This window comes from Paenibacillus tritici (assembly GCF_013204885.1).
GTDB lineage: Bacteria > Bacillota > Bacilli > Paenibacillales > Paenibacillaceae > Paenibacillus_AQ > Paenibacillus_AQ tritici.
On sequence record NZ_JABMKX010000005.1, the window covers coordinates 278,329 to 296,480 of the forward strand.

Consider the following 18,152-nt stretch of genomic DNA (forward strand, 5'->3'; position numbering starts at 1 on the left):
GCTCAGGGTCTCCACTTTCTCCCGCACACCCCGCATGACCTGCGGGGGCGGAGAGGGTGGAGCTTTGATCGTTATGGGGGAGACAATCATGTTCTTGAGACACCAGACCCGACCCGTCAATGTTGGCGGGGTTATTATTGGGGGAAACAACGAGGTTGCAATCCAAAGCATGTGTACGACCAAAACTGCCGATGTGGAAGCAACCGTAGCCGAGATTCTGCGGCTGGAGGAAGCCGGCTGCCAGCTCGTGCGCGTCACGGTCAACAATGAAGAAGCGGCGGCCGCGATTAAGGAAATTAAGAAACAGATTCATATCCCGCTCGTAGCGGATATTCATTTCAATTACAAGCTGGCCCTGCTGGCGATTGAGAACGGCATCGACAAGGTGCGGATTAATCCCGGCAATATCGGACGCCGTGACAAGGTTGAGGCTGTAGTTAAGGCATGTAAGGAGAAGGGGATTCCTATCCGTATCGGCGTGAACGCCGGTTCGCTGGAGAATCACCTGCTCGAGAAATACGGCTATCCTACTCCGGACGCTATGGTTGAGAGTGCTTTGTATCATATCGGAATTCTGGAAGAGCTGGATTTCCATGATATCATCGTGTCGCTGAAGGCCTCCGATGTGCCGATGGCGATTGAGGCATACCGCAAGGCAGCGGAAGTCATTCCTTATCCGCTGCATCTGGGCATTACTGAATCCGGCACCTTGTTCGCCGGAACGGTGAAGAGTTCGGCCGGGATCGGCGCGCTCCTGTCTATGGGCATCGGCAGCACGGTCCGTATCTCGCTGAGTGCTGATCCGGTAGAAGAAGTGAAGGTGGCCCGTGAGCTGCTGAAGACCTTCGGTCTGATCTCGAACGCCGCTACATTGATCTCTTGCCCGACCTGCGGACGTCTGGATATTGATCTCTTCTCGATTGCCAACGAAGTAGAAGAGTATATCTCCAAGCTGAAGGTGCCGATTAAGGTATCCGTACTCGGCTGTGCGGTGAATGGTCCGGGTGAAGCCAGAGAAGCGGATATCGGCATCGCCGGTGCGCGCGGAGAAGGGCTGTTGTTCCGTTACGGCCAGATGATCCGCAAGGTGCCTGAGGCGGAGCTGGTCTCCGAGCTGAAGAAGGAGATCGACATTATTGTCGCCCACTTTGAGGAGACGGGTGAGATTCCCGGACGCAAGCATGCCGGACTGGCTCCGGCAGTAGTTGCCGGTAACCCGGAGAGCAGCCATTAACTGAACTCATTCTAGAACTATATTATATACATGTAGCGCCCGCTGCAGCGGCCCTGATAGTATCAGGCGGTCTGCGGCCGGGCGCTTTTTTATACATATAAGCAGTTATAGGCTTCACCTGAGGACCTTCTTAAGCAGGCTTATTACATAGACCAGGAAAGGGATCAGAAGCAGAAACAGCAGGGAGAACTTCCCCCATACCGTTCCGATAATGCTGTTGACATAGACGGTATTGATATAGGTGCTCCAAGCGATGATAAGGAACAGTACCGCCAGCGGATAGATTAGGTGTCCGGGAGCCTTGAGCTGGAAGACGGTTTGAATTCCTTTCAGAATGGAGAGGAAGAGCAGCGAGATTTTGATGAAAAAGGTCAATACCCAAATGGTAATCAGTATGCCCTCGACGCGCTGCAGGATGTTCCCGATATTGATGGTTTTGGCCAAGGCGAAGGCAGGGAAGGTACTGTTCTCCGTCTGTTCAATGCCGAGAATAAGGATGCTGAGCAGCACGATCAGGAGCAGCGCGGCACCCCCTGTAACCGTACCCCAGAAGAAAGCCTTCTCCCCGCTTGACCGCTTTTGGACCAGAGGCAGGAATGTCATCATTACGATAAGCTCCTGGAACATCGCCGCCTGACCGCCGGCCTGGATGACAGGACGGATGCCCCCCTCCAGAACAGGCTTAATATGATTCCATTCGATCTGGGGGATCAGGGTCAGGACAAGGATCAGGAATAGACACAATACCCACGGAAAGAGCAGCTCCCCTAATCTGCCGAGTACGATAATCCCCATACTGGCACTCATAACCGCAGCGAACAGGAAGGCAATCTGTATGGCCTCAATCGGCGTCTCCGGCATAATCTCACTGGACATGAAGAATCCGAGGTCACCCAGCAGCGTACCGGTGAGGATGAGGAAATAGAACAGATACAGCAGGGAGATTATTTTACCGGGCCACTTTCCTAAGGCAGCCTCATGGATCTCAAAGAGATGTCTGCCAGGGTGAAGCCGGGCAATGAACAGATACAGCACCACCATGACCAGGTTGATCATTAGGCTTGCGAGCGAGGCGATCCAGGCATCTTCTCTGGCGGTATGCGCAAGTCCGCTTGGAATAACCAGGATGGAGGTGCCGATAGTTAAACCGAATGTCATGATGTAGAACTGCCTTGGGGCAATACCGGTATAGCTCTTCACCTCTAATTCACACCTCCTGTACGCACAAAAGTATTCAGGACAGCAGCTCCATAATGCTGCGGACCCAGTCGAGCGGCCTGAACTGTGGCAGCTTGGTCTGCTCTGCAAGAACGGCCAGGACAGTCAGAGTCCAGATCCCGTAGAAAGCGGCGGCATCCCGGCCCGAGTGGAGCCTGCGGATAGCCGGAGCTTGCACGATTAAGATAAAAAGCAGGAAGCACAGCAGCAGCAGACTCCAGTTCATTTCTCCTCAAGCTCCCTTCGCAGCGGCTGGATGACCGAGCCGATGCGCCGGATCACCACGTGGGACTGAACTTGGACTTTAACCGTCTTGAAGCTGTCCTCCCAATGCTCGCGGTACTCCTTCCACAGATGGGGGTACTGCCGGTGCAGCGCTTCCCCGAAGCCGAAGATATCCGAATTGTACCGCTGCTGGATCATACGGATATCACTGGAGAACCGGTCATCGAAGCGCTTCTCCAGATTCTTCTCAATGCCCACGATGCTGGACGGCTTGTTCAGATCCAGTGTGCCCTCCACAGTAGTCAGATTGGCTTCTATATCCAGCCGCACAGTGAATTCCGGTTTGTCCTGTTCATTCAGTCTGATCTTCATGGAGGTGTCTGCACGGGTAACAATGAATCCTGCAGTACCGCCATTCGGGTCAGGAACATTACCAGCCGTGGAATCCACGTTGTTCAGTGTATAATTGACAGTTTTACTGAGCGGTTCACCCAGCCATCCGACCAGCTTGTCTTTTTTGAATACAGCAATTCCGGCGTGCTCGATCAGCGCCTTCGGACTGATGCTCCGTACATTCTCGGTCGTCTCTGCGTCCGCCGCCTCTCCTTGTAACTGTACCCCTGACATGATCGGATTAGAGCCGCCGCGTTCAAGCTCGGTAATGAATTGCTGTAGGGTGACCTTCCCGGTGGCTGCCCATTTCTTATGGGAGACCAGGATCGAGGAATACAGGGAGTTCGCCGGAATATGCTCGAAGGGCGTGATAACCTCCAAGACGGTTGAAGCTTTGGCATTCTTGGCTACGAGCAGATAAAAGTCGGTACGAAGCTGATTGTCGCGTGAGATGTAGTCCAGCGCATTGCTGACCCCGCTGCGGGCCAGCGCTTCCCCGAACACAAGCACGCGGATATGAGACAGGTATAACATTCGGGGGGTTAAGCTAAGCATCCGCTGAAGTGCATCGGGGACAGTCTTGCCTACCGACTTGTAAGTGGCGACAGGGAGGCTCCCGGAGGAGGCGCCCTTCTGGTTGCCGGCCTCGCTGGGATTCATAACCTGAACAGTAACTGCATAACCCTCCGGGTCCAGATCAATGCCGAGCGCCATGACCAGGGCGAGATCATTCAGTTCCTTGCGGCTCCAGCATCCGGTTAGCGGCAGGAGACTTAGAAGCAAGAGGAGCGTAAGTATGCGTCTTCCACGCATCAGGCAGCATTCCTTTCATTATGGATTCACGGCTTTCCCCTAATTGCGTCCGAAATACTTCTTCATCCCGCGCCGAGAGACGCGGATGAAGGTATCCTTCTGGCTCTGCCAGCGCATAGGTGCCAAGGAGGTCATGTAAGGAACGCCCACCGAGTCCAGGCTGCACAGATGCAGACCCAGCATAATCATCGCAATAATCATCCCGTATAGGCCGAAGGAAGCGGCAATCGCCATCAGCACAAACCGCAGCATCCGCACAGAGATTCCGACATTGAAGGCAGGCAGTGCGAAATTGGCAATGGCTGTGATGGACACTACGATGACCATGGCGGCTGAGACCAGTCCGGCATCGACGGCAGCCTGGCCAATAACCAGCGTTCCGACGATGGATACGGACTGGCCGATCGACTTGGGCAGCCGGATACCGGCCTCGCGGAGAACCTCAAATGTAATCTCCATGATGAACGCTTCAAGGAAAGCCGGAAAGGGAATGCCCTCGCGCTGTCCGATCAGACTGATCAGCAGGGTGGTCGGAATCATCTCCTGATGAAAAGTAGTAATCGCGATATAGAAGGAAGGAGTCAGCAGCGCAACGGCGAAGCAGAAGTACCGGAGCAGCCGCACCAGACTGGCAAAGTCACTCCGCTGATAATAATCCTCGCTGGACTGGAAGAACTGGACCAGCAGCGCAGGAACTACGAGTACGAACGGAGTGCCTTCGGTGAGAATAGCGATCCGCCCTTCCAGCAGTGCCGAAGCTGTAACATCGGGACGCTCTGTATTATAGACGGTAGGAAAAGGGCTGTAATGCTTATCCTGAATGACCTCTTCGATGTAATTGCTCTCCAGGACGCTGTCCAGTCTGGCCTTATCCAGCCGGTTGCGCAGCTCCTGCAAGACGATGGGGTCAGCATTGCCTTCGATATACATCACAGCTATATTGGTATGTGTCTGCTCACCGAGCCTCCGCTCTTCAATGCGCAGCTTCGGGTTATGGATTCTCCGGCGGATCAGAGCGGTGTTCTCCCGCAGGGATTCCGTGAAGCCTTCACGCGGTCCCCGCACCACGGATTGAGATACGGCATCTTCCACCCCACGCTGCTTCAGCGCTTCTGTTCCGGCAGACAGCGCCACCCTGCTTCCTTCAATGAAGACAATGGTGTTGCCGGACAGAAGTTCATTCTCGGCTTCTGTATAGTTGCAGATCTCCCCCACCTTGCCGAGGGTAAGTGTCCGTTCCTGCAGCAGCTTAAGGCAGGTCTGCGGATGGAACTCGTCTATTTCATGGAACAGATTGGCATCCTTATGGATGGCCTTGATCAACTCCTGCGGCTCCGACAGTCCTTCAATAAATATAATGACAGCGGACAACGGGCCCAGAGAGATGAACCGGTAGATGATATCTGCACTTTTGCCCATGCGGGCTTGTATTCCCTCAATCATGGAGGACAGAGATTCCGGCAGGTTCTCTTGCGGCGATGGTGTCTGTTCAAGTGGTGTCATGTGCATTCGCCTCCTGTTGTTCCGTATAGTCTTTCCGATTGTGAGAATCGTATGCAATAGAGGGGGCGTGAGGCCGGCGCTGGCTCTGTTTTTTTGGCGCAGGCGTTTACTAATGAGTGAAACGGCTATACTACCTAGTAGTAGTTGAATACAGGATAGATAGTCGGAAGGATACAGGAGGGTGACCTATGGAACTAAGTATATTGCTGATGGTCGTGCAGCTCTTTTTCGCGCTGGTCATCGGCGTTTATTTTTGGAATCTGCTGCGGGGACAGAAGACCAATAAGACAGCGGTGGACCGGGAATCGCGTAAGGAGCTGGACAAGCTGCGCAAAATGCGGATGATCTCACTGACCAAGCCGCTCTCGGAGAAGACGCGCCCGGCCTCCATCGACGATATCGTCGGACAGAAGGACGGGCTGCGCGCTCTGAAGGCCGCGCTCTGCAGTGCGAATCCGCAGCATGTCATCATCTACGGACCGCCCGGTGTGGGCAAGACGGCCGCTGCGCGTGTCGTCATGGAGGAGGCGAAGAAGAACGCGCTCTCCCCGTTCAAGCGCGATGCCAAGTTCACAGAGATTGATGCCACTACGGCGCGCTTTGATGAGCGCGGGATTGCCGATCCGCTGATCGGCTCTGTGCATGATCCGATCTATCAGGGTGCGGGGGCCATGGGGGTGGCTGGGGTTCCGCAGCCGAAACCGGGAGCAGTAACCAAGGCACATGGCGGCATTCTGTTTCTCGATGAGATTGGCGAGCTGCATCCGATTCAGATGAATAAGCTGCTGAAGGTGCTGGAGGACCGCAAGGTGCTGCTGGAGAGCGCCTATTACAACTCGGAGGATAACAATACGCCTGCGTATATCCATGATATTTTTCAGAATGGCCTGCCTGCCGATTTCCGGCTGGTCGGAGCCACTACACGGTCACCGGAGGAGATCTCGCCTGCGCTGCGTTCGCGCTGCATGGAGATTTATTTCCGTCCGCTGCTGCCGGAGGAGATTGCGGTCATCGGGCGGGATGCCGTCCAGAAGATCGGGCTGAAGCCAAGCCCGGAAGCGGTAGAGGTCGTGCAGCAATATGCCACGAACGGCCGCGAGGCGGTGAATATGATTCAGCTGGCCGCCGGTCTGGCGTTGACCGAAGGCAGGGATACTCTGAGCGCTGCTGAAGTGGAGTGGGTCGCCAGCAGCAGCCAGCTGCCGCTGCGGACGGAGCGTAAGATTCCTTCCGCGCCGCAGATCGGGCTGGTGAACGGGCTTGCGGTCTATGGGCCGGGTATGGGTACCCTGCTTGAGATCGAAGTCTCAGCCGCACCTGCCGTTAACGGGCCGGGCAGACTGAATATCACCGGCGTGGTCGATGAAGAAGAGACCCGGGGAGGCTCGCGGACGGTCCGGCGCAAGAGTATGGCCAGAGGTTCGATTGAGAATGTGCTGACCGTCCTGCGCACCATGAAGCTGGAGCCGGACCGCTATGATCTGCATATCAACTTCCCCGGCGGAACTCCGATTGACGGTCCGTCCGCCGGGGTTGCCATGGCGGTGGCTATCGTCTCTGCCATCCGGCAGCTGCCGGTAGACAACACGGTAGCCATTACCGGGGAGATCGGTATCCACGGCCGGGTGAAGCCGGTCGGCGGCGTGGTCGCCAAGGTGGAGGCTGCCTTCCAGGCCGGAGCAACCACTGTGCTGATCCCCAAGGAGAATTGGCAGTCGCTGTTCGCCGACCTGGGAGCACTCCGGGTCATTCCGGTAGACACCGTCGAAGAAGTCTTCCGCCATCTGTTCGGCGCGGACACGGCAGACGTTAGAATGCCTGCTGTGTCCGGCGAGACGTTCTCTTCATCGCCTTCGCTGCTGAAGGCGGATGCTTCGGGGGAGAGTCTGCCGGGCTAATGGACGACTGAACATTATTTACATGAAGGGAAGCCTCCGGAATCTCTGCCGGGGGCTTCTTTTTGCCGTAACTTATCCTTCTATTTCTCGCTGAGATGTGAGGACGAACGGAATAAGCCCGGATGTTATGAGGACCGGAGGTAGTTGGATATTCTCCACTTACTGATGCACGAATGCTCCTTGGCACAACAGCAGTTGGACAAACAGCACTTAAATTCACCCGTTTCCTCCCCAGTTGCTAAAACCCACAATATTAGATGCTGTTTTTCCACTTGCTTCCGTCCATCCCTCAGAAACTGGCGAATTAGAATACCTTTTTCCACTTGCTTGCTGATCTTGCTGATATGATATAATTATTAGATCAGTGTTATGTCTCAGGAAGTGCACATGCTGACCAGGCAGATTACCCGGAATGACCATAATTTTGGAGAACGTCCATGGGGGCGTTCTTTGTTTAAATAGAAGAATTTATATGTTGCACACGATAACTTATTTCTCGCTGAAACGAACGCCGTCCTTTAATGAGGACGGCGAAGTCGTTTCTGCTTGTTATCCGTTAATTCATTCCCGGAGACCGGGAAACGGCATAGTGCGCTGAAGTTCAGCGAATACTAATGGGCGACTATGCCAATAACACCAGCAGCATTCAAGGGTTGTTGGTGTTTTGATGCCGCTTTTGTTAGAATGAATGCATATGACACTACTTATGAACCATGGGAGGTGCGAAAGCGATGATACAAAGCAAATCCAAAGGTCGTCGTTTTCCTTTATTACCGCTTAGAGGTCTTCTTGTATATCCCAGTATGGTTCTGCATCTGGATGTAGGCCGTGAGAAGTCCGTCCGGGCATTAGAAAAAGCTATGGTTGAAGATAACCTGATTCTCCTCTGCTCCCAGTCGGAAGTGAATATTGAGGAGCCGGGGCAAGAGGATATTTTCCGCGTGGGTACAGTTGCGAATGTGCGGCAGATGCTGAAGCTTCCCAACGGCACGATCCGTGTGCTGGTGGAGGGCGTAGAGCGTGCCGAGATTATTCATTATACGGATAACGAGGAGTATTATGAGGTGATGGCGCGTGAGCTGCCGGAGCAGGAGGATGTGGACCAGGAGAGCGATGCCCTGATGCGCAGCGTCCTGAGCCAGTTCGAACACTACATCACTTTATCCAAAAAAGTAACGCCAGAGACGCTCGCTGCGGTCTCCGATATTGAGGAGCCTGGGCGGCTGGCGGATGTCATCACCAGTCATCTGGCGCTGAAGATTAAGGACAAACAGGAGATTCTGGAGACCATTGACGTCAGCAAACGTCTGGAGAAGCTGCTCGATATCCTCAATAATGAGCGTGAAGTGCTGGAGCTGGAACGCAAGATCAGCCAGCGCGTGAAGAAGCAGATGGAGAAGACCCAGAAGGAATATTACCTGCGTGAACAGATGAAAGCGATCCAGAAGGAGCTTGGCGAGAAGGAAGGCCGGGCCGGTGAAGCCGATGAGCTGCGCGCCCAGATGGAAGAGAAGAACCTGCCGGAACGGGTGCAGGAGAAGATTGAGAAGGAAATCGACCGTCTGGAGAAAATGCCGGCAAGCTCGGCCGAAGGCAGTGTCATCCGCAACTATGTAGATTGGCTGCTGAGTCTGCCCTGGAGCGAAGCCACCGAAGATGATCTGGACATCCGCAAGGCCGAAGAGGTGCTGGATGCCGACCACTATGGTCTGGAGAAGCCGAAGGAACGTGTGCTGGAATACCTGGCTGTACAGAAGCTGGTCAAAGGTCTGAAGGGACCGATTCTGTGTCTGGTAGGTCCTCCTGGCGTCGGCAAAACCTCGCTCGCCCGCTCCATCGCCCGCTCCCTGAACCGCAAGTTCGTCCGCATCTCGCTGGGCGGCGTGCGGGATGAAGCCGAGATCCGGGGCCACCGCCGTACGTATGTCGGTGCGATGCCGGGACGGATTATCCAGGGGATGAAGACGGCCGGCAGCGTTAATCCGGTCTTCCTGCTGGATGAGATCGACAAGATGGCGGCGGACTTCCGCGGCGATCCGTCGGCGGCCCTGCTGGAGGTCCTGGACCCTGAACAGAACAATACGTTCAGCGATCACTTCGTAGAGCTGCCGTTCGATCTGTCGAACGTCATGTTCGTCACTACGGCGAATGCCGTGCACAACATTCCGCGTCCGCTGCTGGACCGGATGGAGATGCTGTTCATTCCGGGGTATACGGAGCTTGAGAAGCTGCAGATTGCCAGCCGTTATCTGCTGCCGAAGCAGCGCAAGAGCCACGGTCTGGAGGAGGAGCAGCTCTCCATTGGAGATGACACGCTGCTGAAGATTGTCCGCGAGTACACCCGCGAATCCGGGGTGCGGAATCTGGAGCAGCAGATTGCGGCCCTCTGCCGTAAGGCTGCGAAGCAGATTGTCTCGGAAGAGAAGGAACGTGTGAGCATCCTTCCGGAAGAGATCAAGGATTATCTCGGAGCCTCCAAGTTCCGCTATGGAATGGCAGAGCTGGAGGATCAGATCGGCACCGTTACCGGGCTGGCCTGGACCGAGGTTGGCGGCGATACGCTGCTGATTGAAGTGACTGTTGTCCAGGGTACCGGCAAGCTGACGCTGACCGGACAACTGGGTGATGTGATGAAGGAGTCGGCGCAGGCCGCCTTCAGCTACACCCGCTCGAAGGCGGAGGAGCTGGGGCTTGCACCGGACTTCCACGAGAAGAACGATATTCACATTCATATTCCCGAAGGGGCGATTCCCAAGGACGGACCGTCCGCAGGGATTACCATTGCCACAGCGCTGATCTCGGCGCTCACCAAACGTTATGTCTCCAAGCATGTAGCGATGACGGGCGAGATTACGCTGCGCGGACGCGTATTGCCGATCGGGGGGCTTAAGGAGAAGTCGCTGGCAGCCCACCGTGCAGGCTATAAGAAGATTCTTATGCCGAAGGACAACGAACGTGACCTCAAGGATATTCCCGAGAGTGTGCGTAATGATGTGGAGTTCGTGCCGGTATCCCATATGGATCAGGTACTGAAGCACGCACTGGTGGATCACGTTGAGGGCAGGGACACAGAGTCAGATACAGAAATAAGCATTGAAGCGCCCAGTAGTGTGCATTAGAAAGGAAGTCTTATGAAAGTTAACAACGCCGAATTTGTGATCAGTGCCGTAGGTCCTGATCAGTATCCAGTGGATGCCTTGCCGGAGATTGCTCTGGCAGGGCGCTCCAACGTAGGAAAGTCTTCTCTGATCAACCGGATGATTAACCGCAAGAACCTTGCCCGTACCAGTTCTACACCGGGGAAGACCCAGCATATGAACTATTACCGGGTGAATGAGAGCATGTATTTCGTTGACTTCCCGGGTTATGGCTATGCCAAGGTCTCGAAGACGCAGCGCGCCTCCTGGGGCAAGATGGTTGAGAAGTATATGGCGGAACGCGAGACGCTGAAGATGGTTCTGCTTGTCGTAGATCTGCGCCATCCGCCGACTGCCAATGACAAAATGATGTTTGACTGGCTGAAGCACTACGATCTGCCGCTCTGTGTAGTGGCAACCAAGGCGGATAAAATTCCGAAGACCCGCTGGCCGAAGCATATCAAGGTGATGAAGCAGGAGCTCGGTGTGCTGCCGGGGGATAGCTTCATTGCTTATTCATCAGAGATTGGACTTGGCAAAGACGAATTATGGGAACTTATAGATAGACATACTCTACCCACCGAAGAAGAGCTTCCGGCAGAACCGGATGATCGGGATTCCGGGGATGAACCGCAGCACGAAGAGTCTTCTGAGACTTAAGGGTTTGTCATTAAGAATTGAGGGATGTTTATGGCTCAGCGTCTGGCTATGGAATATGTGAATGCAACGATGCAAATGACCGAATTTCAGCTGAACCAGTTTTTGCTTACAGCCGACACCAGCTATATCAGTCACCGCGTGAAGGTACTTGGCGCGGGGGAACAGGAGATTGTGCTGGAGGAGGCCGGGGGCGAGGAGGTCCATCTGTCTTTTGAACGCAGAGGCGGCGTCTATATTGGTTCCTTGTCCTGCAGGGTAGTGAATCCTCATCTGATTAATGCAGTCCGCAAGTTATTCTTCACGTACAAAGGCACAGGAACCGTAAACCGCATTTATAAGGATCTAACGATGATGTATTACTATGAGGCAGGCTCGGTACGCCGGATCTCGGAAGTGAGGCCCGGCGGCATCAAGCTGATCTATCAGCATAAATATTCCTTGGCAGAGATGGCCTCTGTGTTTAAGCTGCAGACGGTCGAACGCGAGATCGCGCAGATCCGCCAAGAGATTAATAGTCTGCTCGATACCCGCAACCGTTGTCAGCAGGAAGCAGTGATCCGGGAAGTAGATGAGAGGCTTGCAGAGGCGGCTCACCGGCTGTTCCGATTGGAAGCTTGAAGAAATTTATTTTAAAAATTAGCAATCATTTCCTAGTGAAATGGTTGTATTTTTTTGCGAAAACTATACATATCCTTTACGAAAGGACCGATAAACAACATATGATAGATATCCATAGCCATATTCTACCCTTCATGGATGACGGAGCCGCCGATTATGATGCCGCTCTCGGCATGGCGCAAGACGCCCTTAATGATGGGATTTCAACTGTAGTAGCTACCCCCCACCATGCGAACGGAGTCTATATGAATCCGGCGGGAGAGATTGAGGAGTCGGTGCGGGTGCTGAACGCGAAGCTCCAGGAGGCAGGCAATCCGCTGCTCGTTCTGCCGGGACAGGAGATCCGGATCTACGGAGATCTGCTGGATGATCTGGAGCGGGGACAACTGCTGAGTCTGGCCGGGTCCCGGTACATTCTGCTGGAGATGCCCTCCTCGCGGGTGCCCCGCAGCATGGAGGAGACCTGCCATGAACTGATCATTCAAGGTTATGTTCCGGTCATCGCCCATCCGGAGCGCAACGCGGAGGTTGCCGAGGACCCTTCCAGACTGGTGCGGTTAATCGAGCTTGGCGCGTTAGGACAATTGACAGCGCAGAGCGTAGCCGGTACCTTCGGGAGCAAGCTGCAGAAGCTGTCACTCGAGCTGTGCAGACGGCAGGCCGTGCATATTATTGCATCCGATGCGCATGACCAACTGCACCGTCCCTTTGGATTAAGCGAAGCCTATGGTGTGGTGAAGCGGGAATTGGGCAGCGATGCATTCGACTTTTTTCAACAAAATTCGCGCAAAATCATTACAAATGAGGAGGTTATTCGAGCTAATCCTGTTCAATCTTACAACAAACGTCATAGATTGTTCGGAATTTTCTCTCGTAAGGGGTGACCTTCCTATCCTTTAATGGTAGAATGGTTATTACTGGATTCTTGCACTATTATTAATACAAATACATATTAAGAGGTGGATGACAAGTGAGTTTGAAGAAAAAAATGGCAGTATCTACACTAGCAGTAAGTATGGCAGCGGCATCCGTTGCCGGATTCCCGTTCAGCAGCAAGGGGCTGGCTGAACATTTTGGAGTGAGTACAGCTTCCGCAGCAGCAGTAACTAATGCAGGTGTGAAGGCGAAGGTTGAGAAGATTTATGCTCAGCTTACAGAGACTGAGAGACAAGCACTTCTTGCTTATGAGAAGGAAGCAGGCAATATCAGCGCTGAAATTTTCGAACAGATTTTCCAACCAGTACTTTCCAAGCTTGCCTTAGAAGCTGATGATCTTGCAACTGCCCATGAAGCTTTCAAGAGCGTATCCAGTGTAGTTTATGATGTGTATGACAAAGATTACACCGCAATCAAGGCTATCCGCTATGATGTGAAGAATGTGGACTTACTGAAGAAGATTGCAGCTAAGGCTGGCGTAACTAACCTTACAGCTGACGATTTCAATGAATTCCTGTTCGGCGACAAAGGCGTTGAAGCTGAACTTCGTGCAATGATCAGCAATAAGTCCAAAAATGAGTTGTTGAACCTGATTCTTAATGCTTCTAGCACTGATGATGCTCTGAATACATTGCTGAATGAAGCCATTACCAAGGTTCTGAATCACAACACAGTTGAGGGTGGTCTTACTGTAAGCCAGGTAGTCTACAACCTTAACATTACTCCAGGAGATATTAAGCTCAGTCTCAAGAACCTGAAGGCTACAATTCCAACAGCCGCGCCAGCAGTGAAGGCTCTTGCTCTAGCTTATGTGAGAGCTTACATTAACGAACCTGTAACTCCTAACCCTGAAAACCCTGGACCTAGCAACCCTAGCAACCCTAGCGGCGGTAACGGCACAGTAACAACTCCGGTTACGAACCCTACTGCAACACCAGGCCTGTATGATGTATCCAAGCTGGTAACGATTGTTGGCAACAAAGCAACCCTGAAGCTGGTAGATGCTGATGTATTGAAGGCGTTCGATGCACTGGTTGCTGCCAATGCCGGTAAGATAGGTCTTACACTTACCCTGAACCTGGGTACGGTGAATGCTGCAACGGTAGAAGTACCATTGTCCAAAACAATCATCGAAGCAGCCAAGGCTAAAGGCATTGCCAACATTGCCATTACCTTCAACGGCTTGACAGTAACCATTCCGGTAGGACAATTCAGTGAAGCTATTACACTGACTGCTTCCACCGTAGCGGATACAACAGTAAGCTCGATCTCCAGCCTGAAGCTGGCATCCAGCGTATATGAATTTGATCTGACTGTAGGCGGCGTTGCTACAACAACCTTCAAACAGCCAATCATCATTAAGCTGCCGCTTAAGAATACAGAAGGCCTTGACAAAGAGCTGCTGTCCGTTGCGAAGGTTGTATACGGTGCACTGCAATTCCAGGGTGGTGTTCTAGACGGTGAGCATATCGTAGAACCGCGTGATACCTTCTCTTCTTATGCTGTACTGGAGAACAAAGTAAGCTTCAAGGATGTTGCAAGTGTTCAAGCCTGGGCTGGAAGACAGATCTCGGTTGTAGCAGCTAAGGGTGCTATTGAAGGCGTAGGCAACGGCAACTTTGCTCCGAAGAGTAATGTGACCCGTGCAGAATTCGCCAAAATGCTGATTCGCGCACTGAACCTGGAGAACAACTCCGCGAAGCAGAGCTTCGGCGATGTAAGCTCCACAGCCTGGTATGCTCCTTACGTAGCGGTTGCTGCTGAGAAGGGAATCATCACCGGACGCAGTGCAGCGAAGTTCGATCCTAATGCAACGATTACCCGTGCAGAAATGGCGACGATGATCTCCCGTGCGGTGAAGTCGATCAATCCTGCAACAACTACAAGTGTTAGCGCACTGAGCCAGTTCTCCGATGCAGGCAAGATCGCTGCTTCCCTGAAAGACGGAGTAGCCTTCGCTGCCAGCAATAACCTGGTTATCGGCAACGCCGGCAAGTTTAATCCTAATAACACAGCTACACGTGCTGAAGCTGCAGTAATTATCTACCGTACCATCAACTTCAAGTAAGTAAATAGTATTATGGAGAGCCTCCTCTCGTCCGTTAGAGAGGGGGCACTTTTTTGAAATAGAAGAAGTTATATGTTGCACACGATAACTTGGGAAATATAAGAATTTACAGCTTGGAGGGAAATTCACTTGTCAGCACAAGAATTGGATCTGCGCGATTATTTCCAGATTGTCAGGAAGAGACTGTGGATGATTGTCAGCATTGTTATCGTGGCCTGTATTCTTGCCGGGATCTACAGCTTATATATCAAGAATCCGGTCTATGAAGCTTCAACGAAGATTATTGTGAATCAGACGCCTACGCAAGCTTCGGTAGGACAGCTGGATCTGAATCAGATCAATACCAACATTCAGCTTATTAATACGTACAAGGAAATTATCAAGACACCGGCTATCCTCGACGTTGTGGCCAAGAACTACCCTCAGTTTGGTATTACTGCGGAGGAGATGCTCAAGAAGGTTAACGTGAGTTCGGTAAATAATACGCAGGTGATGACACTTGTCGTTCGAGATAATTCGTACCAGAGAGCCGCAGAGATCGTGAATGCCATATCCCTTGTGTTCAAGCAGGAGATTCCTTCCCTGTTCAATGTGCAGAATGTATCCATCCTCAATGAAGCCAAGCTGAATCCGCCAGTCGAGCCGGGACCGGTAGAGCCTAATGTGGTGATGAACCTCGCTATCGCTTTTATTGTATCCCTCATGATCGGCCTGGGAATTGCCTTCTTGCTGGAGTATCTGGATGATACGCTGAAGACCGAAGATGATATTAAAAAATACCTTGGACTGCCAACCATTGCGATGATTACCAGGCTGGGCCAGGAAGAAATGAAGACCACAGAGCAGCAGCAGGCACAGACACAGAGCAGAAAGGCGGGAGAACTCGAACATGTCACAGCAGCCAAATAAACAACGCCATCTGATCACCGTGACCAACCCGCGTTCGCCTGTATCTGAGGCTTTTCGGGCACTGCGCACGAACATTGATTTCTCCTCTGTAGATGAACAGATTCAGATCATTATGGTCACTTCTTCCGGACCGGAGGAAGGCAAGTCAACGGTTACCGCTAACCTGGCCGCAGCGTATGCGCAAGCGGATAAGAAGGTGCTGCTAATCGACGGAGACTTGCGCAAGCCTACAGCGCATAAGACGTTTTCACTCAGTAACCGGTATGGATTGTCCTCACTGCTCTCCCAGCAAGCGGATCTGTCCGAAGTAGTTCAAGAATCGGGAGTGCACAATCTGTCGCTGATGACATCCGGCCCTATTCCGCCGAACCCGGCTGAGATGATGGCCTCCAACCGGATGAGTGCGGTGCTGCAGGAGCTTCGCCAGCTATATGATGTGATCCTGATTGATACACCGCCACTGCTCGCAGTTACAGATGCGCAGATTGTTGCCTCCAAGAGCGATGGCGTAATTATGGTTGTCAGCTATGGCAAGGTGAAGCGGGATATCGCCGCCAAGGCGAAGGCCGGTCTGGACCGGGTAGGCGCGAAGATGCTGGGCGTGGTGCTCAATAATGTGAAGCGTAAAGCCAGTGAAGGCTACTACTATTATTATTATGGCAATTGAATTGTAAGTTGACAAAATGTTGTTTTTGGAGGCACTGAAAATGACAGCAAAAACCAGAGTATTAGTCTTATTCATGATCGATATTGCGATCATATGGTTCAGTATCATAACATCCTACCTGTTCCGGTTCTATAATTCTATTCCACCGGAATACATAGTGCAGATGATAGTCTTCGGGATGATCTCAACCGTGGCTATCGGAGGAAGCCTGGTATATTTCGGGCTGTACCGCAGAATGTGGCAATATGCCAGTATCGGCGAGATTATATCCGTGCTTAAGGCGATTATAGTAGGCTCCGTAATAGCATATGCTGCCGCGTTTGTAATTCTGCCCCAGCGTGTGCCGTTCAGTATAGAAGTACGGTCCATGGAGACCATCCTGCTCCTGGTCGGGGGCGCTCGATTCTTCTGGAGAGTCTTCCGTAATGACCGGAGCAACAATAAGCATACGGAGATTCATACCCTTATTGTGGGAGCCGGAGATTGCGGAATTCTGATTGCCAGAGAGATGATGGGACCTTCCTTCGCGCATACCCGGCTGGTCGGGTTCGTCGATGACAGCGCAGATAAGTATCACATGTCCATCATGGGCGTTCCTGTCCTGGGCAACCGCTACGACATTCCGCGGATCGTGAAGGAACAAGAGATTCATGAGATCATTATTGCCATGCCTTCCGTCTCCAGAACTGAGATATCCGAGATTATTAATCTGTCCAAGGCCACAGGCGCGAAGCTGAAGATTATCCCGGCACTGAATGATCTCATTGCAGGCAAGATCTCCGTCAAGAAGCTGCGGGATGTCAGCGTAGAGGATCTGCTGGGCCGTGAACCGATTGTAGCGGACATGAACAGTATCCTGGGTTATGTCCATAACAAGACCGTGCTCATTACAGGAGCGGGCGGTTCTATCGGATCAGAGTTATGCCGCCAGATCGCTCCCTTTGCACCGGACAAGCTGCTGATCCTTGGACACGGGGAGAACAGCATCTATACCATAGAGATGGAGCTGCGCAAGAGCTTCCCGTATCTTGAGATCGTGACTGTGATTGCCGATGTTCAGGACCGGGTAAGGCTGATGGATGTATTCCAGAGCCACAAACCGCAGGTAGTCTTTCATGCGGCAGCACATAAGCACGTTCCCCTGATGGAGCGTAACCCTTCCGAGGCGATCAAGAACAACGTCTTCGGAACACGCAATGTAGCCGACTGTGCAGACAAATACGGCGCAGAACGCTTCGTGATGATCTCTTCGGACAAGGCCGTTAACCCTACCAGTGTGATGGGGGCAACCAAACGTATTGCCGAGATGTATGTGCAGAGCCTCAATGTAACCAGTCCTACCAAGTTCTCTGCGGTTCGCTTCGGTAACGTACTAGGCAGCCGGGGCAGTGTAATTCCAGCGTTCAAGCAGCAGATTGCGGCCGGTGGACCGGTTACGGTAACACATCCGGAGATGGTCCGCTACTTCATGACCATTCCCGAAGCCGTCCAACTGGTGATCCAGTCCGGTTCCTTCGCCGGCGGCGGAGAGGTATTTGTCCTCGATATGGGGGCGCCGGTTAAGATCCTGACGCTTGCCGAGGACTTGATCACACTGTCCGGTTATGAACCGTATAAAGATATCAATATTACCTTCTCAGGAATTCGGGAAGGCGAGAAGCTGTATGAAGAACTGCTGACAGATGAAGAGAATCTTAGCTCCACCCAGCATGACCGGATTTTCATAGGCAGACCCAATGTCTTCACCCAGAGCCAGATGGAGCTTGAGTTCAAACGGTTAGAGCGGGTAGTCACCGAAGATGCAGAATCCATCCGTGAAGCCATTAATCAGATCGTGCCGATGCAGCCGGTCATCCAGGCAGCCATTAGCTAA

General features: G+C 52.7%; 14 protein-coding genes. 10 read left to right on the forward strand and 4 right to left on the reverse strand.

The window, feature by feature from the left end; all coding sequences use genetic code 11:
• Positions 1 to 88 precede the first annotated feature (88 nt).
• The gene (gene ispG, locus HQN87_RS10935; RefSeq protein WP_173132123.1) at positions 89 to 1,234 is read left to right on the forward strand and encodes a flavodoxin-dependent (E)-4-hydroxy-3-methylbut-2-enyl-diphosphate synthase; all 1,146 of its coding nucleotides are present in this window, start codon (positions 89 to 91) and stop codon (positions 1,232 to 1,234) included.
• 114 nt (positions 1,235 to 1,348) lie between these two features.
• Here ispG and HQN87_RS10940 read toward each other — a convergent pair whose 3' ends face one another.
• From HQN87_RS10940 to HQN87_RS10955, 4 genes are read right to left on the reverse strand one after another with little or no spacing between them, the layout of a single operon-like run.
• Positions 1,349 to 2,434 carry a GerAB/ArcD/ProY family transporter gene (locus HQN87_RS10940; RefSeq protein ID WP_173132126.1) on the reverse strand — a complete coding sequence of 362 codons (1,086 nt, stop codon included), beginning with the start codon at positions 2,432 to 2,434 and terminating at the stop codon, positions 1,349 to 1,351.
• Positions 2,435 to 2,468: 34 nt separating this feature from the next.
• Complete coding sequence (locus tag HQN87_RS10945; RefSeq protein WP_173132129.1) at positions 2,469 to 2,678, reverse strand: hypothetical protein; 210 nt, start codon at positions 2,676 to 2,678, stop codon at positions 2,469 to 2,471.
• Positions 2,675 to 3,883, reverse strand: coding sequence for a Ger(x)C family spore germination protein (locus HQN87_RS10950; protein ID WP_173132132.1), 1,209 nt, complete (start codon positions 3,881 to 3,883; stop codon positions 2,675 to 2,677). The genes HQN87_RS10945 and HQN87_RS10950 overlap by 4 nt, the downstream gene beginning before the upstream one ends.
• A gap of 39 nt (positions 3,884 to 3,922) precedes the next feature.
• Positions 3,923 to 5,386, reverse strand: coding sequence for a spore germination protein (locus HQN87_RS10955; RefSeq protein ID WP_173132135.1), 1,464 nt, complete (start codon positions 5,384 to 5,386; stop codon positions 3,923 to 3,925).
• A 188-nt stretch (positions 5,387 to 5,574) separates the two neighbouring features.
• On the opposite strand from HQN87_RS10955, the gene lonB reads away from it, so the two are divergent.
• The 9 genes from lonB (at position 5,575) to HQN87_RS11000 (ending at position 18,152) form a co-directional block, all read left to right on the forward strand.
• The gene (gene lonB, locus HQN87_RS10960) at positions 5,575 to 7,284 is read left to right on the forward strand and encodes an ATP-dependent protease LonB (RefSeq protein ID WP_173132138.1); all 1,710 of its coding nucleotides are present in this window, start codon (positions 5,575 to 5,577) and stop codon (positions 7,282 to 7,284) included.
• 731 nt (positions 7,285 to 8,015) lie between these two features.
• Positions 8,016 to 10,403 (forward strand): endopeptidase La, encoded by a 2,388-nt coding sequence (gene lon, locus HQN87_RS10965; RefSeq protein ID WP_173132141.1) that lies wholly within the window; start codon positions 8,016 to 8,018, stop codon positions 10,401 to 10,403.
• Between the two features lie 12 nt (positions 10,404 to 10,415).
• Positions 10,416 to 11,081, forward strand: a complete 666-nt coding sequence (gene yihA, locus HQN87_RS10970) for a ribosome biogenesis GTP-binding protein YihA/YsxC (protein ID WP_173132144.1) — start codon at positions 10,416 to 10,418, stop codon at positions 11,079 to 11,081.
• A gap of 30 nt (positions 11,082 to 11,111) precedes the next feature.
• On the forward strand, positions 11,112 to 11,699 hold the full coding sequence (locus HQN87_RS10975; RefSeq protein WP_173132147.1) for a non-ribosomal peptide synthetase module: 588 nt from the start codon (positions 11,112 to 11,114) through the stop codon (positions 11,697 to 11,699).
• A 101-nt stretch (positions 11,700 to 11,800) separates the two neighbouring features.
• Positions 11,801 to 12,583 carry a tyrosine-protein phosphatase gene (locus HQN87_RS10980; RefSeq protein ID WP_173132150.1) on the forward strand — a complete coding sequence of 261 codons (783 nt, stop codon included), beginning with the start codon at positions 11,801 to 11,803 and terminating at the stop codon, positions 12,581 to 12,583.
• An 86-nt stretch (positions 12,584 to 12,669) separates the two neighbouring features.
• Positions 12,670 to 14,703 carry an S-layer homology domain-containing protein gene (locus tag HQN87_RS10985; RefSeq protein WP_173132153.1) on the forward strand — a complete coding sequence of 678 codons (2,034 nt, stop codon included), beginning with the start codon at positions 12,670 to 12,672 and terminating at the stop codon, positions 14,701 to 14,703.
• Between the two features lie 129 nt (positions 14,704 to 14,832).
• Positions 14,833 to 15,612, forward strand: coding sequence for a YveK family protein (locus tag HQN87_RS10990; protein WP_173132156.1), 780 nt, complete (start codon positions 14,833 to 14,835; stop codon positions 15,610 to 15,612).
• Entirely contained in the window at positions 15,593 to 16,279 is a 687-nt protein-coding gene (locus HQN87_RS10995) for a CpsD/CapB family tyrosine-protein kinase (RefSeq protein ID WP_173132159.1), read from the forward strand. The genes HQN87_RS10990 and HQN87_RS10995 overlap by 20 nt, the downstream gene beginning before the upstream one ends.
• A 40-nt stretch (positions 16,280 to 16,319) precedes the next feature.
• Positions 16,320 to 18,152, forward strand: coding sequence for a polysaccharide biosynthesis protein (locus HQN87_RS11000; RefSeq protein ID WP_173132162.1), 1,833 nt, complete (start codon positions 16,320 to 16,322; stop codon positions 18,150 to 18,152).